Here is a 22,681-nt window from a genome sequence, read left to right on the forward strand (position 1 = left end):
ACACGTCCAGGAGGAAGACAGAGACGAAATCCGTTAGAACGGCGAGAGGCTGCCGACAATCCACTGTGCCGGTGGCTCCTCGAAGGGCCACTGGCCACAGGTCGACTTATAAAGAGTGCCTCCGGTTTCCTGCTCGAAGAACTGCTGTTTGAGTCCCAACCGGTAGTGACACTGTTCGGGCTGGAGTTTCTCCCAGTAGATCGTCTCCATCGACGGCCACCCCTCGGGGTCTTCGGGCAGCGAGTCGTATTTCGGGACCTCCCATTCGTCGTGTTCGGCTTCGACCGCGTTCTGCAGCGGTGGGTCGGGAGAATCCGCAACGACCCACGCGAGGTTCCAGTAGCCGCTTGTCACGACCAACAAGAGGACACAGCCAGCAATCACCGACCGCCGGGAAGGCGTCGAGCCATAGGAGACCAACAACCCAACACCCAACGCGAGGAAGACGAAAAACAGGACGAGTTCGATCGCACCCTGAAACTCCAAGAACAGTTGGTAGCTGTAGATCACGCCGCCAGCAGCCACCCACCAGTATTCGGTGTAGTCGTCGGCGATGGCCTGGCCCCAGCCGTAGACCGCAAACGGGAGGATCAACACGCCGTAGCCGATCTGGATGACAAACATGAGTAGCCGACTGACTACAGTGTAGTTCTCGACGCCATAGATCGGTGCGAGGACGGCCTCGACGAACAGCGGTATCGTGTGGCCCTGTAGTACGAACGGAGCCACCGTGAGGACGGTCACGGTGAGCCCGCCGCCGATCGCCCGCCACATCCCATCGAAGCCGTTGCGCTGGAGGCTCATCCCGACGACGAGCAGGGCGATCGGTGCGCCGAGCTGCCAGAAGCCAGCCGCGGCCGCGCCCGCCGCACCCGCGAGAAACGGCCGGTCGTCGACCGCCAACAGCAGCGCGCCGACACCACAGAGGAAAACGAAATACTTCGGTCGGATTCCGGCGTAGGGAAACGAGTACACCGAAGTCAGGATGAACATCGTCAGGCCAGCGACGACGCTGGCAAAGCCGTCGTCGGTCAATCGGTGGGTCAGCACACCGACGAGCGTGATCCCGGCGACGATGGTGCCGACGGCGACGATCACGCTGAGGACGTGCAACACTGCCATATTGCCGAACGACAGCGCCGCCAGCACCACCGTCACGAAGTAGATCAGCGGCGGTTTGAGGTCCCAGATGTCGACGTAGAGGTCCGCGCCGTTGAGGATCGACCACCCCGCATGCTGGAACAGCGCCGAATCCTTGTTCACATAGAAGGGGTTCTCCGCAAACATGAGGACGGTTGCCACCGAGACCAGCAGCGTCGAGCCGACTAACAGGATCCGAAACCAGTGGGTGTCGACCTGCTCGTAGAGCGCCGCCTGACTCCGGAGCACCGTCGCAGCGTACTCTCGCATCTCTGCGTTGGTTTCTGCGAGCCGACAGTTAAACCTGTTTTCAGCGGTTCCGACTGACCGGGAAGCTCGTTACGGTTGGATTCTCGTTGAACCGCTCCAGGATGCGCTCGTACAACTCGTTTCTGACGCGCGTGCCGCGCCGTGGGTGGACGACGTACCGGAGTCGGAGTTCGACCCACGACTCGGCCTGGACGATGTTGACAGTCGGTCGGTCGGTGACTTCGAGTTCGACCGGCGTCTCGGCGAGTCGCTCGCGGAAGTCGGCGATGCGGTCGACCATCTCCTCGCCGATCACCTCGTCGGCCTCTTCGATCATCACCGATGAAGCCACGTCGAGATCCGTCTCGTAGGAGACCTGGATCGCCAGCTCGTTCCAGACGTACTCCGAGCCACCGCCGCCGAAGTTGGTGACTTCCGAGTCCAACACCGTGCTGTTCGGGACGGTGACGACGCGACCCGAAGGCTGGTTCGTCGAGACCAGCTCGCCGCCGATCTCCCAGATCGTCGTCACGAGGAAGTCGACCTCGATCACATCCCCTTTGGTCTCGCCGATCCGAACCCGGTCGCCGACGCCGTAGGGGCGTTTGGTCATGATGTAGAACCACCCCAATAGCGACAGCAGCGGTTGTTGGAGTGCGAAGGTGATCGCAAATCCGACCACACCCAGCGACAGCAGGACGCCGACCCACTGGTCGGTGAGCACGCCAAGCAGGGCGACGATCCCCACCGCACCGAACACGAGCCGGAGCACATTCCGGATGTCGTGGGCCCGTCGCTTGGTCGCCGTTCGCAGGAGCACGCCCACGACGAGCGTATGGAGTCCCCAGAGGCCGACGAGGACCGCCACGGCGAACAGGCCCTTGGTGAGGACCTCCAGGGTCGGAACCCCACCGATTGTCGAGGGCCCGAACGAGGGCTCGACAGTCGAAACGATCGCTCCGGCAGCTGCGAGCAGCAGCGCTCCACCGACCGCTAGCAAGCCGACGAATCGGTTCACAGTTCAACGAGTCGACCGACTGATAAAACGGTTTACCCGCTACTCGCACTCGGTCGACGAAACGGTCCCGATCTGCCGGTATCGGACGACGGCGTATATTACCGCGACTGCCGCGAGCGCGATATAAAAGCCGAACATCGCATCTCCGGCCGGATAGCCCGACTCTCGGGCCGTTGCGGCGAGGTAGACGAGACCGGCGACCGCCGGTGGCACCCCCACGTACCGCCACCAGGTCGGCTGCCACGCGTCGGCAGCTCGGGAGGCCGTCGCATCCAGGAACAGTCCGATGAACGCGACCGCCGAACAGACAAACAGGCCGACAGCGCTCAGAAACGAGAGGCCGAACCCGAAGGCGTCGGGATGGGGCCACAACAGGATCGCCAGCCACACCGGCCCGACGACGGCATAGAGGACAACGGGAATCCACCACCGCGAGTCGGTCGGCTGGCCGTCGTCATCGATCGACTCGTATCTCCGATCAGGGTCGATGCGTTGGAGCAGCCAGTCGGTTCCGAGAGCCGCGAGGACGCTGACGACGACCGAGAGACCCACCCCGAGGACGGTGAAAACCGGGGCCAACACGAGGATGATTCCACGGGTCCCGGACGCCGTGGCGATCGCCCCGAACGACGGCACGCCGAAGACGATCAGTGCCGCGAGGCCGCCGGTCAGCCCGGTCCAGATCCCGGCCCGCTTGGTAGCGGTCGACCGGCCGTGATAGTAGGCACCGACGACCACGCCAGCGACGAGAACCGCGAGTCCGTCGAACTGGCCGCCGGTCGCCGCCGCCTCGCCCGACAGCGAGCCCCATGACAGCAGCAGCGAGACCGGAACCGAGGCGAGACCGACCGCGATCGCGACGCGAAGGGAGTCGTCGGTCGCCTCGGCTGCGAGTCGGGTACGTCTCGACACGTGGTGTTCTCTGGGGCCGTCTCACTTATATCTCCAGGAGCGGTTTCGGAGCGTGAACCGCCACGGTCTGGCTCACTCGAACTCGCCGAGCGACGACTGGCCCTCGCGGTGGCGATCGTCGTCGGCTGCCGACTCGGCCCCTCCCTCGGCTTCGAGCCAGTCGGTGAGCCGGCTCTCACCGTCGACGCGTTCGACTGACTCGGTGTCGGTCGCAGTCGAGTTGGTAGTTCCCGCAGCCGACTCGAAGCCATCGAGCCGGGCCTGCTCTTGGCCGTGGAAATCGAGATTCGATACTCGGACACCAAGCTTCCGGACCCGCTCGTCGGCGAACTCTTCGAGGAGATCCAGCGCGACTGACTCGACCAGTTCGGGGTCCTCAACCGGCCCCGACAGCGAGGAGGCCCGCGTGTTCACGTCGAATGGTGGGGTGACGACCTTGATGCCGATGGTGCGGTACATCGCCCCGCGGCTCTGTGCGCGGGCGGCCACGTCGGCCGCCAGCGCGCTCACCCGATCGCGTTTGGTATCCATCTCGGCGGTCGCCTCGGTGAACGCTGACTCCCGCGAGAGGCTCTTGGGTTTGCCGGTGGGTGTCACCTCGCGGTCGTCCTCGCCGCGGGCGCGAGCGTGGAGTTCGCGGCCGCGCTGGCCGAAGCGAGCTTCGAGGGCCGACACGTCGGCCGTCCCCAACTCACCGGCGGTTTCGATTCCCAGCTCGCCGAGTTCGCCGGCCGTGACGGGGCCGACACCGTGGATCTCGTCGACCGGCAGCGGATCGAGAAACGCGGCAACCTCGTCGGGCGGGACGACCGTGAGGCCGTCGGGTTTGTCGAAATCGCTGGCGATCTTCGCGGTCGACATGTTCGGTGCGACGCCGACGCTCGCCGGAACGCCGACCGTCCGGCTAATCTGCTGTTTGATATGGCGACCGTACCCCTCCGCAATCGTGCGCTCGCCACCGTCGACGCGGTCCCAACTGGTCCGGTCGGTCACGTCCAGATAGGCCTCGTCGATGCTGACTTCTCGCAGTGTTTCGGCGTGCTCCTGGAGGATCGCCTTGACATCGGCCGCGATCTCCTTATAAAAGTCGAGATCGACCGGCCGGTAGAATCCGACTGGACCGTCGTGGTCGGCGGGAGCGTCTTCGGCCCGCGGGAGCGCATCGAGGGCCTGGCCGATCGCCTGGGCGCTCTCGACGCCGTGCTCGCGGGCCTCGTAGCTGGCGGTGGCGACCGCGCCGTGGCCCTCGCCCGGCTCGTACCCCATCCCGACGACCAGCGGTTCGCCTTGTAAATCCGGCTCGCGCAGCCGCTCACAGGAGGCATAAAAGCAGTCCATATCGACATGGAGGATAATGCGGTCCTCGGCGTCGACCGTGGCTCCCGGCAACTGCGGGCCGTCCATACCCGGCGTTAGCAGTCAGCAACTATGACTGTTGGCCATCGAACCGACTCTCTCAACAATCCCGTTGTGAGACAATACGAGTTCTGCAGGTTCCGACAGGGTGAGACTTATCAGGATATCAGTTGCCTGATGAGGTGTGATGTCCCTCCAACAGCGACTCCCGATATCCGAGAGGAGTATCCGGTCGATCGCCATCAGCGTCGGGATCAGTCTCCTGTATACTGCGATCGTGTTGGGCTACAGTGTCCATCCCGCGACGGACATCTCGGTCTCCGGGACGCTCTGGCACGCAGTCGGCTTGTTTTCGGTGATGGCCTTCGGAACTGTCGGCGTTCCGCTCTTGGTGTGGCTGCGCTATGGGATTCGAAGCCCAGGCGTTCTGTTGGCGGTTATCCTGCTGTTCTGGCACGTACTGGTCGCGTTCCCACCACTGGGGAGTGGGCAGGGAGACTCCCCGGGGTTCTTTTTCGTATTCGCCTGGATGCCGTTCTATCTCGTCGCCTATGGACTGCTTGCCGGTGGGGAGTACTGGGTTCGGAGACGGACTCACTCACAACCCACGGAACATAACGGGATATGGATCACGTAGCGGCCAAATATTTAACACGAAACCGAAACGACAGCCACCAATGAACGGCGTCGACGAGGAGACGGCCCCCACAGCCAATATAACTCGACACGCGGCGCTCGTGTGGCGATGAGCGACGACCAGCCAGCCCCACCCGAAACGCCGCAGGCCGACTCCCACGCCGACCCCGCAGTCGACATCGGCGAGACGACCGACGAGACGACCATCACCGAAGAGGGATCCGAGCTCGAACGCACCATCGGCCTCAGCGGTGGCCTCACGATCGGCATCGGGACGATGATCGGCGCGGGCATCTTCGTGTTTCCTGGACTAGCGGCGGGCAACGCTGGCCCTGCCGCGGCGGTCTCCTTCGGGATCGGCGCGATCGTCGCGCTGCTTGTCGCCCTGCCGACCGCCGAGTTGGCCACCGCGATGCCGAAAAGCGGCGGCGGCTACTACTTCATCTCCCGCGGGATGGGATCGCTGTTCGGCGCGGTCGTCGGCCTCAGTCTCTGGCTCGGGTTGGTCTTCGCCACCGCCTTTTATTTGGTCGGCTTCGGCGAGTACGCACTGGCCGTCCTCGTCGAGATCGGCCTGCCGCGGCCGCCCGACCTCGGCCCGCTGAGTCTCGTCGCCGTCCTCGGTGTCCTCTGTGGGGTCGCCCTGACGGCGCTGAGCGTCGGCGGCACCGAGAACACGACGAAACTTCAGAACGCGATCGTCAGCCTGCTGCTCGGGATTCTGGCGGTCTTTCTCACCGTCGGCATCGTCGACGCCCTCGGCTTCCTCGGCGCGGAGACGACGCCCGAGGAGTTCACTCCCTTCGGCATCGGACCGGTGTTGTCGACCGCGGCGCTCGTCTTTACCTCCTATTTGGGGTTCGCCCAGATCGCCACCGTCGCCGGGGAGATGAAGGAACCGAGCCGGAATCTGCCGCTGGCGATGGTGGGGTCGGTGATCGTCGTCGGCGTGCTGTACGTGGTGACGATCTTCGTTGCGACCAGTGCTTTCGGGAGCCGGGAGTTGGGCCAGCTCGGCGAGACCGCCATCGTCGAGGTCGCCCGCTCGTATCTCGGCCTGCCGGGGGCGATCGCCATCCTGATCGCGGGGCTGTTTGCCACCGTCTCGTCGGCCAACGCCTCGATTCTGAGTGCCTCCCGTGCCCTCTACGCCGTCAGTCGAGATACACTGGTCCCGAAGGAGGTCAGTCGGGTGAACCTCCGGTACGGAACGCCCCACCTCGCGCTCGCACTCGTCGGCGGACCCACAGTGCTGCTCGTCGGTACCGGCCAGACCGAACTGCTGGCCGAGGTCGCCTCGTTTCTCCACCTCATTATGTACGGGCTGATCTGTGTGACGCTGATCGTCCTCCGTCGACAGTCCCCCGAGTGGTACACGCCCACCTTTCAGACGCCGGGGTATCCCGTCGTCCCGGCGGTCGGTGGCGCGGCGAGCATCGCCATGATCGCCTTTATGCAGCCGACCTCGCAGGTGGTCGGGCTGTTCGTCATGATCGGCGCGGTGGGGTGGTACTTCTTGTATGCCCGTGATGTACGCCTCAAGGGAGGTGAGATGGATGAGTAACGCGACGAGCGTGTTGGTGCCGGTTGCAGCCTTACAGGGCGAGGCGCTCTCGGAGGCGCTGGTCGAGGTGCTGTCGAGCGTCGAGGTCACCTTGCTCGGCTACCACGAGATCCCCGACCAGACGGCGACCGAGCAGGCCCACGACCAGTTCAACGAGCAGATGCAGCGCAAACTCGACGAGTACGTCGAGCTCTTTGCGGCCCACGGCGGCACGGTCACACCGCGGACGGTGTTCACCCACGACGCTCCGGAGACGTTCAAACGGATCGCCATCGAGGAAGATATCGGTGCGATCCTCGTGACCAACCCGGCCCCGGCCATCGACCGGGTCCTCGTACCGATCCGAGGCCCAGTGAACCTCGATCCGATCCTCACGATGACCGCGGCCCTCAGCGTCGACCCGGAGATCGTGCTGTTCCATGCAGCACCGAGCGACGAAACGCGAGCCGACGGCGAGGAACTCCTCTCGACGGCCGCCGCCCAGCTGGAAGCCGCTGGCGTCGACCCCGACCGGATCGACCGCCAACTCGCCGTCAGCGACACGCCGATCCGGGCGATCAGCGACGCGGCGACCGATACCGGCTTGGTCGTCATCGGCGAGAAAGAGCCCTCGGTCGTCGACATCATCTTCGGCGATGCGGCCGACCGGATCGCCGAGGCCGCGGCCTCGCCGGTGTTAGTCGTTCGTACCGACCGCTCCGACGAGGACTGATTGCTGGCCATCCGATCCCGTCGCTCACGCCGAACGGTTCGGCCGACTCTACGGAATTCCGGCTTGTGAGACGCTTCTTGTGGCTGGCGACCGTCGTGCAGCGGTATGGGAGCCTCGACCGCCGTTCTGGTGCCCGTGGCCGCCCTGCAAGGCGAGTCGCTCTCGGAGGCCGTCGTCGACCTGCTGTCGAGCGTCGAGGTCGTGCTGCTCGGCTACCACGAAGTCCCCGACCAGACCGCACTCGAACAGGCCCGCGACCAGTACGGCGAGCGACTCCGCCGGACGCTGTCGGCGTACGCCTCGCTGTTCGAGCCCAATGCCGAGCGCGTCGCCACCCGGACCGTGTTTACCCATGATGTCCAGGACACCATCGAACGCATCGCCATCGAGGAAGCAACAACGGCAATCTTGCTACCAAACCCCGCGCCAGTCATCAAGCGCGTCCTGGTTCCGATCCGCGGGCCGGTGAATCTCGACCAGCTCACGACGACGACCGCCGAGGTCGTCGACGGCACCGACAGCGAGGTCCTCTTGTTCCACGCCGCCAAGAGCGAGGCGGACCGAGAGACCGGCGAGGAACTATTGTCGACTGCCGCCGACCAACTGGAGACGGCAGGCGTCGACCGTGATCGAATCGAGACCCAGCTCCGGGTGACACGGTCGCCGCTGCGAGCGATCACGACCGCAGCCGAGGATAGCGAGTTCGTCATCATCGGCGAGCGGAAACCCTCGCTGGCCGACCACATCTTCGGCGATGTGGCCGATCGGCTGGCCGCCTCGACCGCCGGACCCGTGCTGGTAGTCCGGAAGCTCCGCTCAGCGGATAGCTAATAAACAAAAGGTGGCGGTCGCGTCTACAGCTCGTCTTCGAAGTCTTCGAGCGCGTAGACGGTGCCAGCGTTGCGGCGGTCGAGCGTCTCGTTGGCGAGTAGCCAGTAGACGACCGACAGCGCCCGCCGACCCTTGTTGTTCGTCGGGATGACGAGGTCGACGTTGCTGACCTGATTGTTGGAGTCACACATCGCAATCACCGGGATACCGACCGTGATCGCCTCTTTGACCGCTTGGGCGTCGCCGATCGGGTCGGTGACGACCACGACGTCGGGCTCGATGTAGCCCGCGTAGTCGGGGTTCGTCAGCGTGCCGGGGATGAATCGGCCGGTGCGAGCGCGTGCGCCGATCGCGTCGGCGAACTTCTCGGCGGGGAACCGACCGTACTGCCGCGAGGAGGTGACAAGCACCTGCTCGGGGTCGTAGCCCGCGAGGAAGTCCGCAGCCGTGCGGATGCGGCTGTCGGTCTGGCTCACATCGAGGACATAGAGCCCGTCGTCACGGACGCGGTGGATGAACCGCTCCATGTCCTGGGTCTTCTGCTGGGTCCCGATGTGGACACCCGCGCCGAGGTAGTCCTCGACCGGGATGAGGAGGTCGGCCTCGTCGTCCGGCATCACGTCGTCGTCGAACGGTGAGGCGTCTTCTTCCTCCGCTTCCTCGGCGTCAGCGTCGGCCTCGGCTGCCTCGTCGGCGGTCTCGGGGTCGGCGTCTGCCTCGGTTGCTGGTTCGTCCTCGGTGGCTGCCTCGTCGACAGACTCCTCGGCGTCCGGTTCGGCTTCGACAGGCTCGTCGTCGACTGGGGCCTCGTCGGCCGCGTCGGGCTCGTCCTGTGTCTCTACGGTTTCGGTGTCGTTGTCGCTCATACTGCGTCTTCCGCGATTCTGATAAGTTCGTTGAGTTTGGCGGTTCGCTCGCCCGCAACGGTGCCGGTTTTGATGAATCCGGCATCGGTTGCGACCGCGAGGTGTGCAATCGTCGTGTCTTCGGTTTCGCCCGAGCGGTGAGAGATGATCGTCTCGTAGCCGTTGCGAACCGCCAGCTCGATCGCGTCGACGGTGTCGGAGAGCGAACCGATCTGGTTGGGTTTGATGAGAATGCTGTTGGCCGCGCCCTGGTCGATGCCGTCCTGGAGGCGCGAGACGTTGGTGACGAAGAGGTCGTCACCACAGATGAGCGTCTGGTCGCCGACCTGCTCGGTCAGCTCCGCGAACGCTTCGTAGTCGTTCTCATCGAGTGGGTCCTCGACGTAGGCGAGGTCGTACTCCTCGACGAGCTCGGCGATGTACTCGATCTGCTCGTCGGGGGACTTCTCGCCGTCGCTGTACTGGTAGGCTCCCTCGTCGTACATCTCGGAGGCGGCCACGTCGAGACCGAACTTGATCTCGAAGCCGACCTCTTCGGAAACCCGGGAAACGGCCTCGTCCATGATCTCGAAGGCTTCGGCGTCCGAAACGGGCGGTGCCCAGGCACCTTCGTCGCCTTTGCCTGCGCCGATTCCCCGTTCGTCGAGGATGTCACCGGCTGCGCCGTGGACCTTCGCGTTGGCGAAGACGGCCTCGGAGACGCTCGGTGCGCCGACTGGTGCGGCGAGGAACTCCTGGATGTCCGTCGCGTCTTTGGCGTGTTCGCCGCCGCCGATCACGTTGCCGAGCGGGACGGGGAAGTTCTCGCCGCGGAACGCGCCGCCGAGGTGCTGGTAGAGCGGCGCACCGAGCACGTCGGCTGCGGCCTTGGCGGCTGCCATCGAGATGGCGACCGCGCTGTTGGCGCCGATCTCAGAGAAGTTCTCGGTGCCGTCGGCGGCCCGGAGCGCGCCGTCGACCGCCCGCTGGTCGCCCGCGTAGACGGTGTCGACCAGTCGGGGGACGGCGTGTTCTCTCGCGTTGGCGATCGCCTCCTTTGGCGGGAGTTCGATCGCCTCATACTCGCCGGTCGAGGCCCCGGAGGGCGCTGCCGCGCGGCCGAAGCCGCCGGATTCGGTGAGTACGTCCGCTTCGACCGTGGGGTTGCCACGGGAGTCGAGCACGCGTCGGAGTGAAATCGAGCTGATTTGTGTCATGTTAGTCTCGTTTGACCGTAAACGGCAGCACGCCCGCGTCGTACTCCTCTGCTGCGATGAGGATGGGCTCGCTTTGAGCGGTTTCGACGAGGACCGGCGCGCCGTATGAGATCTGCAGCGCTCGCGCCCCGAGAATGCGGGCTTTCTCGTAGCGGTTGTACTGGCCTCTCATTGGTAGGGTGCAACAACGTCGACGAGATCGGTGTGCGACACCATCATGCGCCGACAGCAGTGACGAGTGACCCCGAGGTCGTCGAGGACCTCGCCGGGATCTTCGCCACTCTGGGACCGTTCGTCGAACTCCTCGTAGTGTTCACCGATGACGTTGCCACAGGTGAAACACCGGACTGGGATCATCATAGTTTGGTCACCTCAGCGGTAGGACTTCTGGTAGCGAGCGCGGGCACCAGGGCCGCCCCATTTCTTCGGCTCGGACTGCCGGACGTCGTTGACCAGCAGCGAGCGGTCGAACTGCATGTATGCTTCACGCAGTTCTGCATCATTAAGATGCTGGACAAGTCCACGCGCCAGCGCCGTTCGCACGGCGTCTGCCTGGCCGCTGAAGCCGCCGCCGTTGACAGTGACGTCGATGTCGACGTCGTCACGGAGGTCGTCGCCAGCGATGCGGAACGGTTCGAGCATCTTGAGGCGTGCCATCTCCGGTTCGACCAGCTCGACTGGCTGGGAGTTGATACGGATGCGACCGTCACCATCGCGCACGGTGGCGCGGGCGACGGCCGTCTTCTTCTTGCCTGATGTGTTGGTTACCATGTGACGTTCGCTCCCAGTTTCTCGGAGATCTCTCCGAGCGTGATGAACTTGATGTTCGAGAGTCGGTCCAGCGAGGTTCCCTCAAGCACGTCCCCGTCCTCGTCGTAGGGGTTGCCCACGTAGACGCGGACGTTCTCGAAGGCCTCGCGGCCGTGTTCCTTCTTGTACGGCACCATCCCGCGGATCGCACGTTTGAAGATTCGGTCCGGCCGCTTGGGGTAGTAGGGACCCCGGTCGGAGCCGACCTCCGCGCGCTTGCGGTAGGTGTCGAGGGTATCCTCTTTGTTGCCGGTGATGACGGCGTGTTCGGCGTTGACCACCGCGACACGCTGTCCGGCGAGGACTTTCTGTGCGACTTCGCTGGCGACGCGACCGAGAATGCAGTCTCGGGCATCGACCACGACGTCGACTTCGAACTCGGCGGCGCTCATCGGATCACCCGCACGTTGGTACCGTTGGGGTTCTCGTCGAGAACCGCCTCAAGGCTTACTGCGTCGCCGACCTGTCCGATCTTCGTTTCGGCTGTCGACGAGAAGTCGACGGCGGCGACGGTGACGTTCGTTTCGAGCACACCACTCCCCAGGACCTTTCCTGGAACAACGATGGTCTCATCGTCACGGGCGTACCGTTCGATGCGACCGAGGTTGACTTCCGCGTGGGTGCGCCGGGGCTTTTCGAGACGGTCGGCGACGTCCTGCCAGACTGCGGCATCGGACTCGCCTGCGGCCGTCTTCAGCTCGGCGATGAGACTCTGAAGTCTCGGATTCGTCTTACTGCTCATGAGTAATCTCCTGATAGAAAGTGGAGTGCCGGAAGCAGGTTTTTACGACTCTTCGGTTCGAGTGAGTCGCAAAATGCAGGGAGCAGGATTTGAACCTGCGGACCCCTATGGGACAGCGCCCTGAACGCTGCGCCGTTGGCCTGACTTGGCTATCCCTGCTCGCACTCCGATGTAGCCCACACCACCCTTTACCTGTTTCGATCCACCACCGCCGTCGCTCTGTCATCGAGCGTCGACGTGCGTCCCCTCGCCCAGCCATCGGGCGAGAAGATCGACCGCCCCGGACTGCTGGCGAGACGCGTGTCTCTCCGGCAGCGCGGGCGGTCGGGTGGATCGAGTGTGTGGTCATGTGGGGCTTGTGTTAGGCTGTGACTGCGTCGTGTAGTTCGTCCGCGCGGGCACCGAGCGATTCGGCGGCGCGAAGCACCAGTTCCTCGACCGCAAACGAGCCGTCGGTCTCTACGTGGAACACGTAGGCACCGGGCACGTCCTCGACTTCGAGCTCCTTGCCGGGGTAGCGGTTAGTGAGATCGTTGTCGAACTCGTCGGTGAGCACGATCTCGCCGTCGTCGGTCTCGATTACCCCGCGAAGGATCTGCGGCTCCTGGTCGTCGAACTCGCCGATGTCGTCGACGACGCTCACACGCTGGAGGTGTCGGAACCCGACCGAGACACCGCCCTGGTGTTTGGCGTGTTCCTTGCCGTGATCGAGGACCGCGTCGGCCTCGAACTCGAGTCGTTGGCCCTCTTTGAGCTCAATGATCGGCACGTTCTCGTCGGCTGGCTCGACCAGCGCGTCGGCGGATTCGATATCCCCCGAGTAGGCCGTCGCCGGCCCCTCGACATCGAGTGCGACCGTGACGGTGTCACCGATCTCGAAGTCGTCCAGCGGCGTGGTCAACGGGATGAGCCCGAGTCGGAGGGCGATCATCTCGTCGAACATCACCGAGGTGTTCTCGACGAACCGGACGGTATCGATCGAGAACGTCGGCACATCGGCGATCATCGCGCGCCGGAAGCCGTTTGCGAGTGCCGGTGTCAGTCCACGGACGAGGAATCGCGCCTTGCGATCCTCCCGTTCGATGAACTCAACGTCGAATTCCTGTGCCATGCGTCGTTAGACTCGCTTGTTCTTCGGGGCTCGGGTGCCGTCGTGCGGGATCGGCGTCACGTCTTCGATCCGACCGATCTCGATTCCGGCTCGGGCCAGCGCGCGGATCGTCGCCTGCGCGCCGGGGCCCGGGGATTTGTTGCCGTTGCCGCCGGGGCCGCGAACGCGGACGTGGAGTCCGGCGATGCCCGCTGCCTTGACTTCCTCGGCGACGGTCTCGGCCATCTGCATGGCGGCGTACGGCGATGCCTCGTCCCGGTTCTGCTTCACCACGGTCCCACCGGAGGATTTGACGATGGTTTCGGCCCCCGTCAGATCGGTGATCGTGATGAGCGTGTTGTTGAACGACGAAAACACGTGGGCGATGCCCCACTTGTCGTCTGCTGTTTCACTCATGATTGGTTACTCCTGAGCCTCCGCCCGTGCTGGGTGGAGTTCGTCGGCGATCGGACTGCGCTCGTCGTACTCGACGAGCGCCTCTTCGCCAGCCTCGATCTTCCGCGAGGGAGCCTTCGCGCGAGCCCCGTCGACGGTGATGTGGCCGTGGGTGATGAACTGCCGCGCCTGCTGCGGCGTCGAAGCCAGCCCCTTGCGGTAGACGACCGTCTGGAGCCGTCGTTCGAGGATGTCGGTCTCGTCGAGCGACAGCACGTCCGTGATCGAGTCGTTCTCATCGAGGATTCCGTAGCGGCGGAGCTTGGTCAGGAACTCCGCGCCAGCCTCTTCGGCGACCTCGACGTCACCCTGCGAGTCGCCGATCAGTCGGCGGGCCTCGCGTCGGATGGATCGAAGCTCGGACTGTGCGCGCCACAGTTCCTCTTTGTTCTTCAACCCGTAGCGGCCGAGCAGACTGCTCTCGTCGGCGATCCGCTCGCCCTGGTATGGGTGGTTGGGCGTTTCGTACAGTTTGGTGTTCTGTCCGGTCGTCATTCCTCGTCACCTTCGCCTGCGGCCTCTTCGGCCTGTTCTTCCTTGATCCGTTCGACGTTGACACCGATGGTCCCCTCGGTACGACCGGTGGACTTGGTGCGCTGACCGCGGACCTTCTGTCCGCGCTTGTGTCGAACGCCCTTGTAGGAATCGATCATCTGCATCCGGTTGATATCCTGGCGGCGCTGTTGCTCGAGATCGTTCCCGACGATGTGGTTGTTCTCACCGGTGTAGAAGTCGTGTTGCCGGTTGAGCATCCACTCCGGGAGGTGATCTGCGAGATTTTCGACGACGTCGACGACGGCGTCGATCTCTTCCTCGTCGAGCAGGCCGAACGTCGCCGTTCGGTCTACCCCGGAGGCGTCCGACACGATGCGTGCCGTCCGCTGTCCGATGCCTTTCATGTCTGTGAGACTGCGCTCGACTGACTTCGTGCCGTCGAGATCGGTCTGTCCGATCCGGACGAAGTAGCGGAGGTTCTCCTCTTCCTCCTCTGTCAAGCCGTCTTCTGGTTCTTCTGCACTCATAGCTATTGTCAGTTGTGCGAGCGTTGCGGCGGGGATTCGAACCCCGGAGGCAGTGACGCCACAGAGTTAGCAACCCTGCGCCTTGGGCCAGGCTTGGCTACCGCAACCCGCTGGTTTCGTATTGTCGCCCTCATGGACTCGGGGCCGAAGCCCCTACAGTACTACAGTCGAAGTAACTCGACTCCACCACTTAAACATCACGAACCGCGCCGGGGGTGTCGAGTCATGACACGGTGATGAGAACCGACCGACAGGTCGCCACTGAGCGGAATATTCATCATTGTGTATGTTATTGTGACCGTATGGTCTTCGGTGATATCCTTGCGAGAATCGAAGGACGTCGCCGGAGACTGGTGTTCTACAACGTCGAGACGAGTGCCGACCACTGTGATCGAATCATCGACTACGTCGGCGTCCATGACGTCGTTATCGAATACACCACCGACGAGCGATTCCCCGAATCGACGGTCGCCATCGAAAACGGAGAGGAAACGCTCTCTACCGACGATATCGAAAGCGTTGCGGAGTATATCGATGCCTGGGAGTCGAATTTAGCGACGGTCGGCGATCAACCGGAACTGTTCGGGGCACTCGATGAGACGCTGTTTCGCTCCTCGAACAAACGCCAGCTCCTGCTTGCCTCACGGCTGATCGAAACTCGGGCGGCCCAGGTCGGCAGCGGTCGGCTATCGGCGGGGTTCCAACAGCTCTCGTTGACACAGCCCCAACTGTCGTTTTACACCGCGCTTCCAGCCGACATCACGGTCTCGGTATACGGCGATCCCGACTGGACGCCGCCAGCCGATACCGGGTTCGAGGCGTACGCTCCAACGGACGAGACACACGGCGACTACTGGTGGATCATCTTCGATGGGACAGCCAAGCAGAGCCAGCACGCCGCCCTGCTGGCCGAAGAGCAGTCCCCCGGCGAGTACACCGGGTTTTGGACCTACCGCGAATCGATCGTCGAATCGCTCCGCGAGGTCGTCGATGGACTCGACGTACGCCGAGTGACGAGCAGAAACTAACACTCTCTCGGATCGAGCCGCACCGACCTACGTTCGTATTTTGGGCTGCATCCGGAGGTAGATCCCGCGATCACAGCAGTCGAGCAGAAATGCGGCCACGTCGCCGTAGGAGACGCTCCCGACGCCGAGTTTGACATTGCCTGTCTGATACTGTCGGGTGGTTCGTCCCTCTCCCGTTCGGAGCACGCGGATCACTGTCCAGTCGAGGTCACGAGTCGTGATATCTTCGACATGAGTGTCAGCATCCGCTGCCACCGTCGGTTTGAGGAGTCGGATCGCCGAGGCGACGATCGTCTCGCCGATGCCATGCCGGTCACCATCGGTCTGCACTGTCGCCGGGACGACAGTCAGATAGCGATCGACACCAGCCGACTCCATCGCATCGAGAATGTGACTCCCGCCGACGGTAACGTAGTCAGCAGGCGTGCGCTTCGAGTGCTGCAGCAGGTTACACACGGCCGTCGCGTCTTCGAGCGCCGCTTCGAGGCCACTCCCTTCGTAGACATCGGCTTCTACCACCCGGACGGAGTCGGGGAACCGTGAGGCCGGAGCCGTCGACTCGACTGCTGCGGTCACCGTGTGACCCCGTCGGATCGCTGTCTCGACGACCGCTTTACCCGTCGGTCCGCTCGCGCCGAAGACAGTCAGTTTCACAGCCATCCCTCTCGCCGATCGTGTATAAGTAGTCGGTGTATACTGTCTGTTGGGCCCACCGATCGAGCCTCAGGCCCCGATATACTCCTCGTTGAGTTCCCACTCGCCGTCGTCGCCCTCGACCAGATACTCGCCGTAGTAGGGGACGCGGTTGTCGACGACAGCGCGGAACGCCTCACGAATCTCCTGGCGACTCATCTCGCCCATCGACCGGAGATCGTCGTTCCGATTGAGACACCCTTTGAGATATCCTTCATGTGTCACGCGTACGCGATGGCAGTTCGCACAAAACGTCGGGTTCTCCACGGGATCGACGATTTCGACCATCCCGCAGTCGCCGAGGTTCCCGCTGTCTGGATCGGTGCTGGAGACCCAGTAGCGTTTCCGGTCGTGCATCTCGCGGTGTTCGACCCGATCGGCAATGTCGGCCAGCCAGTCATGGACGCGCTGGATGTCGATGTTCCACTCGGGCCGCCCCGTCAGCTCCGGCATATACTCGATGAGTTGGAGCTGCAGTCCCTCGTTGGCGGCGACGTGCTCGACCATCCCTTCGACGTAGCCCGCGGTCTGCTCGAAGACGACCATATTTAGTTTTACGGGGGCTAACCCGGCCGCAAGGGCGGCCTCGACCCCGTCGAGGACCGCCTCGTAGGCACCCGATTTCGTCACCGCAGCGAACTGCTCGGGATCGAGCGCGTCCTGCGAGACGTTGACGCGTTCGAGTCCCGCCTCCTGGAGCCCCTCGGCGCGACCGCGGAGGAAGGTGCCGTTGGTCGTCAACGAGACCTCCATCGAGTCGGGTGTGCAGCGGATGATCTCTTCGAGATCGGCCCGTAGCATCGGCTCGCCGCCGGTGAACTTGACCGCCTCAACGCCGAACTCCTCGACGACCTCCAGGAAGCGAACGACCTCGTCGGCGGTCATCTCGTCGTCGGCTGGCTCCATCGGCCCGCGAGTGTCGCCGAGCCCCTCGTTGTGACAGTAGACACAGTCGAAGTTACAGCGGTCGGTCAGCGAGATCCGGACGCCGGTCACCTCCCGTCCGAACTCGTCTTCGAGGGGCTCGCTCATGGAGACGTATCGTCGACACACGGACTTAAATCAGCAGGCTCCTCGCCGCTTTTTGAAACGGATATCAGTTTCTCATCCGCGTTGATGTTAGAATAAATAGTCTCAATCGAGGCTGTCCGTACAACTGCCTACGTCTCCCGACGGAGCGCGACGAGCAGCCACGAGAGGTAGCCGAAAGCCGCCAGCACGCTCCCGATCGAGCCCCAAACGATGACGGCAAACAGTGCTGACCCGACGGCCATCAGTCCGACACCTCCCCGGCGGCCGCTTGCGGCTCCTCGGCGGTCGGCTCGTCGAACGATTCGATCTCGGTCGTCAGCGAGGCGAACTCGAAGCCCGCGTTTCCGACCGCAACAGCGAGGCCGGTCACCAGCGTCGCACCGCCGGTCGCCGCGAGGAAGGCGGGCAGCATCGCTGGCTCCGGCAGCAAGCCTCCGAGACCGGGCACGACAAGCAGCACCCCCCGAAGCATCGGGAAGTAGGCGATGCCTCCCACCAGTCCGGCGAGGCTCCCGGCCAGCGCACCGCGTTCGGTCAGTCCCGCCGAGTAGAGCCCCCAGATCAGCGGCACGAAGACGGCTGCGGCGAGTAAGTCCGCAGTGAGAAACAGCTCCAGGACACTGTACCCCTGTGCCCCGATGCCGATCGCCCCGAGGGCGACGAGGACGGTGAGCCCCCGGCCGACCAGCCGGAGCGATCGGTCGCCTTCGATCGCACCGAGGCGGGCGAGGTCGACGGTCACCAGACTCGAAATCGCGTTCAGCATCGTGTCGGCCGAACTCATCACCAACAGGACGACCAACAGCACCACGACGAAGGCGACTGTCTCCGGCAGTACCTCGCTGACCACGAGGAAGAACGCGACGCTCTGAGTCTCGGGGGTGACCAAGCCGAGTCCGGCAGCGGCGACGCCGAACAGCCCCGCCAGCAGTACCATCGGCACGACCGTCAGCGCGGCGACGCCGAAGGAACGTTGGAGCGTCGACTCGCCGTCGGCGGCATAGACGCGCTGCCAGATCCCCTGGTTGAGCATGTTCGCTCCGAGAACGGCGAACACGACGTAGAGGCCGAACTCCAATCCGGGCCGGAAACCCGGATCGAGCAGGGTCGGGTCGGTCGACATCGCGGTGGTGTAGATCGCGTCGGTGCCGCCCAGCGAGAGGACCGCCGCCCCGAAGCCGACCGCCAGTAAGGGGAGCACGAGGAGGGTCTGGACGGTGTCGGTGAAGATACTGGCGACGAGTCCACCGTAGGCGGTGTAGACGAGGACGAACAGACCGACCGCGGTTGCGGTCTGCCACGCCGGAACCCCGGCGACCAGTTCGAGCGAGCCCGCGATCGCGGTCATCTCCGCGGCGAGGAAGATGAACAGATAGAACACCGAGACGACCACCACGAGGAGGTACATCAGGGGGCCGAACCGAACGAGGACGAACTCGGTCAGCGAGTGGCCCGTCGGCATCAACCCGCGGATGCGAGCGCCGACAGGGATGAAACACAGCAGCGGGATCGCGCTGCCGATGGCGTACCCCAACACGGCGGTTATTCCACCGAAGGCGGCCCCAGCCTCGGCGGGGCTAAACAGGATCCACGCGCCCATCGTCGAGGCGATGAGCGTCGCGGTCGTCGCTGCCGTTCCGGTGGAGTTCCGTGCCGTCAACAGGTCCTCGGCCGTCCCGACGCGGCCACGGGCATACCAGAGCCCCGCCGCCGTAAAGACGGCCAGCGTGGCCACTGTCGCGGCGAGGCCAACGGTCTGGGAGACCATCTATCACACCTCCTGGCAGGCTGGCAAGCGGTTACAGCTCGATCCTCTGTATCGACACGGCGAGTTCGGATTCCAACGGCTCATCGACTGAACGGTTGAGGCGGAACAGTATATAATCAGCGAATACAACTCACGAATACCAGGTTGTCCGGTCGTAACTCGGTTGGTGGTTTGTACCTATCGGTCCGCGGAAACCGGACCGGTTTTCAGCCCGCAGGGCAACTGGCGGGTATGACTGACGACACCGACGACCCGGAGATCCCAATCGTCTGTGAGGCCTGTGGCACCGAGACGACTGTTGGGCTCTCGGCTGTCGCCGACCAACTCGAACGGCACAACGAAAACAGACACGACGGCGAGGAGTGTGCGGAGGTCGACCCGGCGCTCAAATCCCAGATCCAGGACTTGGTCGCCAAAGACATCGGCCTCCTGGAGTAGCTGCCGACTGTTTTATACGATCTGTTCGGTCGCCTCGGGAATGTCGAGCGAGCGGTTGTGAAGCGCCTGCTCAGTGTCGGCGTCGAACAGGTGGATCGCCTCCGGCGGGAACGTCGCGACGACCGAATCGCCAGCCTGGAGCTGTCGCAGCCCGCTGACGGTCGCGGTGAACGTCTCGGGCTCGTCGAGGCCCGCTTCGAAGGTGAGATGAATCGTGTTTTCGTCGCCCCGTGGCTCGACGACATCGACGTGCATGTCGAACTCGTGGGGGGAGTCGGCGTTGCCATCGGGGTCGATTCCGATGTCTTCGGGTCTGATACCCAGCGTGACACCGCGGGCCTCGCCGACGGCGTCGGCCTGATCCGCTGTGAGCGGATACGTGAACCGATCGCTGACCAGCCGCTCGCCGTCGACCTCCATCTCGAAGAAGTTCATCGACGGGTCGCCGATGAACCCGGCGACAAACCGGTTGTTCGGTGTGTGGTAACACTCCAGGGGCGTGCCGACCTGCTGGAGGACGCCGTCGTCGAGGATGGCGATCCGGTCGCCCATCGTCATCGCCTCGGTCTGATCGTGGGTGACGTAGATCGTCGTCACGCCGAGGTCCTCCTGGAGACGCTGGAGTTCGGTCCGCATCGTCGCCCGAAGCTTGGCATCGAGGTTGCTCAGCGGCTCGTCCATCAGGAACGCCTCGGGATCGCGGACGATCGCCCGACCGAGGGCGACACGCTGCTGTTGGCCGCCGGAGAGATCGGCGGGTTTCCGGTCGACCAGCTCCTCGATCCCCATCATCGCGGCGGTGTCGTCGACGAGCTCGCTGATCTCGTCGTCGTCGAGCTCCGTCGACTCTTCGAGCCCGAAGCTCATGTTCTGGGCGACGGTCATGTGGGGGTACAGCGCGTACGACTGGAACACCATCGCGATGTCCCGCTCGGCCGGGGGGCTCTCGTTGATCCGCCGCCCGGCGAGGCTGATTTCGCCGTCGGTGACCGTTTCGAGCCCGGCGACCATCCGGAGAGTCGTCGACTTCCCGCAGCCGGATGGGCCAACGAGGACGAGGAACTCGCCGTCCTCGATGTCGACCGAGACGTCGTCGACCGCGACGATCTCGTTGCCGTCGTCTTCTGTGAATACCTTCGTGACGCCGTCGAGTGTTAGTTCTGCCATGGGTGGGTTCCTCCTGTCGAATCGGTTGTCATGCTATGCAGCGACCCCCTTGGCGAACTTGTCGCCGAAGAAGATGTACACCAGCAGCGTCGGCAGCGCAGCCAACAGTGCGGCGGCCATCCGCAGCGGGAAGTTCGTCCCCGACTGGGAGACGCCGATGCCGACCAGATCTTGGGTGACGACCGCCGCGTCGCCGAACTGGACGATCGTGAGCGCGAACAGCAGGTCGTTCCAGATCTGGGTGAACTGGTAGATGAACACGACCGCGAACATCGGGATCGACAGCGGCAGGATGATCCGCCGGTAGATCGTCGACACCGATGCGCCGTCGAGTTGGGCGGCCTCGACCATCTCGTCGGAGAGCTTCTTGTAGTGCGCGCGGAAGAGTAGCGTACAGATCGGCAGCCCGTAGGCGGTGTGGGTAATGATCAGCGCGACGAGCTTCCAGTGGTACTCCTGGACGAACGGCAGGGTCGCCAGCGGCGCGAAGACGGCCTGCAGCGGAACGACGTTGTACCAGAACTGCGTCAGCGGCACCAACACCGCTTGGTAGGGGATGAAGATCCCCGCGACGAAGAGGATGTAGATGCCGATCTGGCCGCGCCAGCTGATCGTCGTCAGCCCGAAGGCGGCCATGCTGCCGAGCAGCCCCGAGAAGATCGTCGCCGGGACGACGAGGATGACGCTGTTGACCAGGCCCTGTCCGAGCCCGTCGATGGCACCCTGCCACGGTTCCAGCGACAACGTTCCGGTTCCCGGCACCAGCGGCTCCAGCGGCGGGAGGTACGGGAAGCTCCCGGTGTAGCTCGCGGGATTGATGATCGAGGTCATGATCCCGGTCTCGATCGGGATGAGGTAGAACACGCCCATCCCGACGAGGATGCTGTAGAGGACGACCCGTCGCAGCGAGTGGCCGAACAGCGACCACTCGCCGACTCGACCCGTCTCGGTGCTCATAGTTCACCCCGCTTGTATTGGGAGTAGATGTACGGTGTAACGATAGCTAGTGCCATGATGAAGAGGATCACTGCGATAGCCGAACCGTAGGCCCAGTTCCCGTTGCTGTAGGCTTCTCTCACCATTCGGGTGGCGAGGATGTCCGCGGAGGGACCGGGCTGGTACCCCCCGTACATCGAGAACAGGAAGTCGAAGGCCTTCAGCGAGAACACCGTCAACACGACGAGTGCGCTCACGGTGGCGGTTCTGAGCTGTGGGATGATGACCCGCCAGTACATCCGAACCGTGCTCGCGCCGTCGACGCGGGCGGCCTCGAAGTGGCTGGTCGGGATCGCCCGCAGCCCGGCCAGATAGACAATCATCGCATAGCCGCTGAACTGCCAGATCAGGGCAAACGCGACGGCCGCCAGTTTCAGGTCGGGGTTCTGGACGATCTCGATGGGACCGACGCCGACGGCCCCGAGAAAGAGGTTGACCAGCCCGGTTTCGACGTTGTACATGTAGAGCCAGAACTTCGCCGTCACAACGAACGAGAGGCTCATCGGCAGCAGGTAGATCGTCCGGAACGTGTTCTCGAAGCGGATCTCCTGGTCGACGAGGATCGCCAACACGAGCCCAAGGGCGAGACAGACCACCGAAAAGGACACCATCAACACGACGGTGTTCCACGCCGAGTTCCAGATCGGCGAGACGGTCAGCTCCGACCACGAGGGTGTTCCGCCGAAGAAGGCGACCACGTAGTTCTCGAAGTCGAGGGCACTGTAATCGGGCGTCCCGAGACCCTGGAAGTCCGTCAGCGAGAGGACGATGTTCCAGGCGATCGCGCCGTAGATGAACAGTCCGATCAGCAGGAACGGCGGTAGCCAAAACGGGGCCGACCGCACCGAGTCGCGGTCGAGGATCGAGCCAGCCGACGTTGTGCCACCATCGGTGCGTACCTCACGGTGTTCCGAGAGGCGTCGTTTGAGTACAGTAAGTGGGTTGCGCATAATGCGGGA

Annotated in this window: 27 protein-coding genes and 2 tRNA genes; 6 read left to right on the forward strand and 23 right to left on the reverse strand. The window is 63.9% G+C overall.

All coding sequences use genetic code 11. The features are described from left to right. Positions 1 to 33: 33 nt before the first annotated feature. The 4 genes from NO877_RS13085 to dinB form a co-directional block, all read right to left on the reverse strand. Positions 34 to 1,410: a DolP-mannose mannosyltransferase gene (locus NO877_RS13085; RefSeq protein WP_256396798.1), complete on the reverse strand. Its 1,377-nt coding sequence runs from the start codon at positions 1,408 to 1,410 to the stop codon at positions 34 to 36. 40 nt (positions 1,411 to 1,450) lie between these two features. Further along, complete coding sequence (locus NO877_RS13090; protein WP_379826983.1) at positions 1,451 to 2,407, reverse strand: mechanosensitive ion channel family protein; 957 nt, start codon at positions 2,405 to 2,407, stop codon at positions 1,451 to 1,453. A 39-nt stretch (positions 2,408 to 2,446) separates the two neighbouring features. Then, positions 2,447 to 3,319 carry a hypothetical protein gene (locus NO877_RS13095; RefSeq protein ID WP_256396799.1) on the reverse strand — a complete coding sequence of 291 codons (873 nt, stop codon included), beginning with the start codon at positions 3,317 to 3,319 and terminating at the stop codon, positions 2,447 to 2,449. Between the two features lie 72 nt (positions 3,320 to 3,391). After that, entirely contained in the window at positions 3,392 to 4,723 is a 1,332-nt protein-coding gene (gene dinB / locus NO877_RS13100; RefSeq protein WP_256396800.1) for a DNA polymerase IV, read from the reverse strand. Positions 4,724 to 4,862: 139 nt separating this feature from the next. On the opposite strand from dinB, the gene NO877_RS13105 reads away from it, so the two are divergent. The 4 genes from NO877_RS13105 (at position 4,863) to NO877_RS13120 (ending at position 8,418) form a co-directional block, all read left to right on the forward strand. Continuing rightward, entirely contained in the window at positions 4,863 to 5,312 is a 450-nt protein-coding gene (locus tag NO877_RS13105; protein ID WP_256396801.1) for a hypothetical protein, read from the forward strand. Positions 5,313 to 5,420: 108 nt separating this feature from the next. Further along, positions 5,421 to 6,875, forward strand: a complete 1,455-nt coding sequence (locus NO877_RS13110) for an APC family permease (protein ID WP_256396802.1) — start codon at positions 5,421 to 5,423, stop codon at positions 6,873 to 6,875. Beyond that, positions 6,868 to 7,587, forward strand: a complete 720-nt coding sequence (locus tag NO877_RS13115; protein WP_256396803.1) for an adenine nucleotide alpha hydrolase family protein — start codon at positions 6,868 to 6,870, stop codon at positions 7,585 to 7,587. Before NO877_RS13110 ends, NO877_RS13115 begins: the two co-directional genes overlap by 8 nt. A gap of 105 nt (positions 7,588 to 7,692) precedes the next feature. After that, a complete protein-coding gene (locus tag NO877_RS13120; protein ID WP_256396804.1) occupies positions 7,693 to 8,418 on the forward strand; it encodes a universal stress protein in 726 nt (241 codons plus the stop codon). Positions 8,419 to 8,441: 23 nt separating this feature from the next. Here the strand turns inward: NO877_RS13120 and rpsB are convergent, their stop codons facing one another. The 13 genes from rpsB to NO877_RS13185 form a co-directional block, all read right to left on the reverse strand. Further along, positions 8,442 to 9,284 carry a 30S ribosomal protein S2 gene (gene rpsB / locus NO877_RS13125; protein ID WP_256396805.1) on the reverse strand — a complete coding sequence of 281 codons (843 nt, stop codon included), beginning with the start codon at positions 9,282 to 9,284 and terminating at the stop codon, positions 8,442 to 8,444. After that, positions 9,281 to 10,480, reverse strand: a complete 1,200-nt coding sequence (gene eno, locus NO877_RS13130; RefSeq protein WP_256396806.1) for a phosphopyruvate hydratase — start codon at positions 10,478 to 10,480, stop codon at positions 9,281 to 9,283. The genes rpsB and eno overlap by 4 nt, the downstream gene beginning before the upstream one ends. 1 nt (position 10,481) lies before the next feature. Next, a complete protein-coding gene (locus tag NO877_RS13135) occupies positions 10,482 to 10,652 on the reverse strand; it encodes a DNA-directed RNA polymerase subunit K (protein ID WP_089672660.1) in 171 nt (56 codons plus the stop codon). Further along, the gene (locus NO877_RS13140; protein WP_256396807.1) at positions 10,649 to 10,840 is read right to left on the reverse strand and encodes a DNA-directed RNA polymerase subunit N; all 192 of its coding nucleotides are present in this window, start codon (positions 10,838 to 10,840) and stop codon (positions 10,649 to 10,651) included. The genes NO877_RS13135 and NO877_RS13140 overlap by 4 nt, the downstream gene beginning before the upstream one ends. Positions 10,841 to 10,852: 12 nt before the next feature. Then, complete coding sequence (locus NO877_RS13145) at positions 10,853 to 11,251, reverse strand: 30S ribosomal protein S9 (protein ID WP_256396808.1); 399 nt, start codon at positions 11,249 to 11,251, stop codon at positions 10,853 to 10,855. Beyond that, positions 11,245 to 11,682 carry a 50S ribosomal protein L13 gene (locus NO877_RS13150; RefSeq protein WP_256396809.1) on the reverse strand — a complete coding sequence of 146 codons (438 nt, stop codon included), beginning with the start codon at positions 11,680 to 11,682 and terminating at the stop codon, positions 11,245 to 11,247. The genes NO877_RS13145 and NO877_RS13150 overlap by 7 nt, the downstream gene beginning before the upstream one ends. Further along, positions 11,679 to 12,032, reverse strand: a complete 354-nt coding sequence (locus tag NO877_RS13155; RefSeq protein ID WP_256396810.1) for a 50S ribosomal protein L18e — start codon at positions 12,030 to 12,032, stop codon at positions 11,679 to 11,681. The genes NO877_RS13150 and NO877_RS13155 overlap by 4 nt, the downstream gene beginning before the upstream one ends. A gap of 74 nt (positions 12,033 to 12,106) precedes the next feature. Beyond that, positions 12,107 to 12,191, reverse strand: a tRNA-Leu gene (locus NO877_RS13160). Positions 12,192 to 12,393: 202 nt separating this feature from the next. Then, positions 12,394 to 13,143 carry a DNA-directed RNA polymerase subunit D gene (locus NO877_RS13165; protein WP_256396811.1) on the reverse strand — a complete coding sequence of 250 codons (750 nt, stop codon included), beginning with the start codon at positions 13,141 to 13,143 and terminating at the stop codon, positions 12,394 to 12,396. Positions 13,144 to 13,149: 6 nt separating this feature from the next. Next, the gene (locus NO877_RS13170) at positions 13,150 to 13,539 is read right to left on the reverse strand and encodes a 30S ribosomal protein S11 (protein WP_256396812.1); all 390 of its coding nucleotides are present in this window, start codon (positions 13,537 to 13,539) and stop codon (positions 13,150 to 13,152) included. 6 nt (positions 13,540 to 13,545) lie between these two features. Next, positions 13,546 to 14,073: a 30S ribosomal protein S4 gene (locus tag NO877_RS13175; RefSeq protein ID WP_256396813.1), complete on the reverse strand. Its 528-nt coding sequence runs from the start codon at positions 14,071 to 14,073 to the stop codon at positions 13,546 to 13,548. Continuing rightward, positions 14,070 to 14,600: a 30S ribosomal protein S13 gene (locus tag NO877_RS13180; protein ID WP_256396814.1), complete on the reverse strand. Its 531-nt coding sequence runs from the start codon at positions 14,598 to 14,600 to the stop codon at positions 14,070 to 14,072. The genes NO877_RS13175 and NO877_RS13180 overlap by 4 nt, the downstream gene beginning before the upstream one ends. A gap of 21 nt (positions 14,601 to 14,621) precedes the next feature. Then, positions 14,622 to 14,707 (reverse strand) — tRNA-Ser (locus tag NO877_RS13185). 195 nt (positions 14,708 to 14,902) lie between these two features. Here NO877_RS13185 and NO877_RS13190 point away from each other — a divergent pair. Further along, positions 14,903 to 15,628: a hypothetical protein gene (locus NO877_RS13190; protein ID WP_256396815.1), complete on the forward strand. Its 726-nt coding sequence runs from the start codon at positions 14,903 to 14,905 to the stop codon at positions 15,626 to 15,628. 27 nt (positions 15,629 to 15,655) lie between these two features. Here the strand turns inward: NO877_RS13190 and NO877_RS13195 are convergent, their stop codons facing one another. The 3 genes from NO877_RS13195 to NO877_RS13205 form a co-directional block, all read right to left on the reverse strand. Further along, entirely contained in the window at positions 15,656 to 16,282 is a 627-nt protein-coding gene (locus tag NO877_RS13195; protein ID WP_256396816.1) for an NAD(P)-dependent oxidoreductase, read from the reverse strand. 69 nt (positions 16,283 to 16,351) lie between these two features. After that, positions 16,352 to 17,353 carry a GTP 3',8-cyclase MoaA gene (moaA, locus tag NO877_RS13200; protein ID WP_256396817.1) on the reverse strand — a complete coding sequence of 334 codons (1,002 nt, stop codon included), beginning with the start codon at positions 17,351 to 17,353 and terminating at the stop codon, positions 16,352 to 16,354. A 241-nt stretch (positions 17,354 to 17,594) separates the two neighbouring features. After that, the gene (locus tag NO877_RS13205) at positions 17,595 to 19,121 is read right to left on the reverse strand and encodes a sodium:solute symporter family transporter (protein ID WP_256396818.1); all 1,527 of its coding nucleotides are present in this window, start codon (positions 19,119 to 19,121) and stop codon (positions 17,595 to 17,597) included. A gap of 231 nt (positions 19,122 to 19,352) precedes the next feature. Here NO877_RS13205 and NO877_RS13210 point away from each other — a divergent pair, with 231 nt between their 5' ends. Continuing rightward, the gene (locus NO877_RS13210) at positions 19,353 to 19,559 is read left to right on the forward strand and encodes a DUF8149 family protein (RefSeq protein WP_256396819.1); all 207 of its coding nucleotides are present in this window, start codon (positions 19,353 to 19,355) and stop codon (positions 19,557 to 19,559) included. 12 nt (positions 19,560 to 19,571) lie between these two features. Here NO877_RS13210 and NO877_RS13215 read toward each other — a convergent pair whose 3' ends face one another. From NO877_RS13215 to NO877_RS13225, 3 genes are read right to left on the reverse strand one after another with little or no spacing between them, the layout of a single operon-like run. Then, positions 19,572 to 20,726 (reverse strand): ABC transporter ATP-binding protein, encoded by a 1,155-nt coding sequence (locus NO877_RS13215; RefSeq protein WP_256396820.1) that lies wholly within the window; start codon positions 20,724 to 20,726, stop codon positions 19,572 to 19,574. 33 nt (positions 20,727 to 20,759) lie between these two features. After that, a complete protein-coding gene (locus NO877_RS13220) occupies positions 20,760 to 21,683 on the reverse strand; it encodes a carbohydrate ABC transporter permease (protein WP_256396821.1) in 924 nt (307 codons plus the stop codon). Continuing rightward, entirely contained in the window at positions 21,680 to 22,672 is a 993-nt protein-coding gene (locus NO877_RS13225; protein ID WP_256396822.1) for a carbohydrate ABC transporter permease, read from the reverse strand. Before NO877_RS13225 ends, NO877_RS13220 begins: the two co-directional genes overlap by 4 nt. Between the last annotated feature and the right edge of the window lie 9 nt (positions 22,673 to 22,681).

Source organism: Halohasta litorea (assembly GCF_024494645.1).
Taxonomy (GTDB): domain Archaea; phylum Halobacteriota; class Halobacteria; order Halobacteriales; family Haloferacaceae; genus Halohasta; species Halohasta litorea.

Bases quoted from the DNA above. Each gene is read 5' to 3' on its own strand.
- NO877_RS13085 (WP_256396798.1), bottom strand. From the start codon at position 1,410: ATGCGAGAGTACGCTGCGACGGTGCTCCGGAGTCAGGCGGCGCTCTAC.
- dinB (WP_256396800.1), bottom strand. From the start codon at position 4,723: ATGGACGGCCCGCAGTTGCCGGGAGCCACGGTCGACGCCGAGGACCGC.
- NO877_RS13105 (WP_256396801.1), top strand. From the start codon at position 4,863: ATGTCCCTCCAACAGCGACTCCCGATATCCGAGAGGAGTATCCGGTCG.
- NO877_RS13110 (WP_256396802.1), top strand. From the start codon at position 5,421: ATGAGCGACGACCAGCCAGCCCCACCCGAAACGCCGCAGGCCGACTCC.
- NO877_RS13115 (WP_256396803.1), top strand. From the start codon at position 6,868: ATGAGTAACGCGACGAGCGTGTTGGTGCCGGTTGCAGCCTTACAGGGC.
- NO877_RS13120 (WP_256396804.1), top strand. From the start codon at position 7,693: ATGGGAGCCTCGACCGCCGTTCTGGTGCCCGTGGCCGCCCTGCAAGGC.
- rpsB (WP_256396805.1), bottom strand. From the start codon at position 9,284: ATGAGCGACAACGACACCGAAACCGTAGAGACACAGGACGAGCCCGAC.
- eno (WP_256396806.1), bottom strand. From the start codon at position 10,480: ATGACACAAATCAGCTCGATTTCACTCCGACGCGTGCTCGACTCCCGT.
- NO877_RS13135 (WP_089672660.1), bottom strand. From the start codon at position 10,652: ATGAGAGGCCAGTACAACCGCTACGAGAAAGCCCGCATTCTCGGGGCG.
- NO877_RS13140 (WP_256396807.1), bottom strand. From the start codon at position 10,840: ATGATGATCCCAGTCCGGTGTTTCACCTGTGGCAACGTCATCGGTGAA.
- NO877_RS13145 (WP_256396808.1), bottom strand. From the start codon at position 11,251: ATGGTAACCAACACATCAGGCAAGAAGAAGACGGCCGTCGCCCGCGCC.
- NO877_RS13150 (WP_256396809.1), bottom strand. From the start codon at position 11,682: ATGAGCGCCGCCGAGTTCGAAGTCGACGTCGTGGTCGATGCCCGAGAC.
- NO877_RS13155 (WP_256396810.1), bottom strand. From the start codon at position 12,032: ATGAGCAGTAAGACGAATCCGAGACTTCAGAGTCTCATCGCCGAGCTG.
- NO877_RS13165 (WP_256396811.1), bottom strand. From the start codon at position 13,143: ATGGCACAGGAATTCGACGTTGAGTTCATCGAACGGGAGGATCGCAAG.
- NO877_RS13170 (WP_256396812.1), bottom strand. From the start codon at position 13,539: ATGAGTGAAACAGCAGACGACAAGTGGGGCATCGCCCACGTGTTTTCG.
- NO877_RS13175 (WP_256396813.1), bottom strand. From the start codon at position 14,073: ATGACGACCGGACAGAACACCAAACTGTACGAAACGCCCAACCACCCA.
- NO877_RS13180 (WP_256396814.1), bottom strand. From the start codon at position 14,600: ATGAGTGCAGAAGAACCAGAAGACGGCTTGACAGAGGAGGAAGAGGAG.
- NO877_RS13190 (WP_256396815.1), top strand. From the start codon at position 14,903: ATGGTCTTCGGTGATATCCTTGCGAGAATCGAAGGACGTCGCCGGAGA.
- moaA (WP_256396817.1), bottom strand. From the start codon at position 17,353: ATGAGCGAGCCCCTCGAAGACGAGTTCGGACGGGAGGTGACCGGCGTC.
- NO877_RS13205 (WP_256396818.1), bottom strand. From the start codon at position 19,121: ATGGTCTCCCAGACCGTTGGCCTCGCCGCGACAGTGGCCACGCTGGCC.
- NO877_RS13210 (WP_256396819.1), top strand. From the start codon at position 19,353: ATGACTGACGACACCGACGACCCGGAGATCCCAATCGTCTGTGAGGCC.
- NO877_RS13215 (WP_256396820.1), bottom strand. From the start codon at position 20,726: ATGGCAGAACTAACACTCGACGGCGTCACGAAGGTATTCACAGAAGAC.
- NO877_RS13220 (WP_256396821.1), bottom strand. From the start codon at position 21,683: ATGAGCACCGAGACGGGTCGAGTCGGCGAGTGGTCGCTGTTCGGCCAC.
- NO877_RS13225 (WP_256396822.1), bottom strand. From the start codon at position 22,672: ATGCGCAACCCACTTACTGTACTCAAACGACGCCTCTCGGAACACCGT.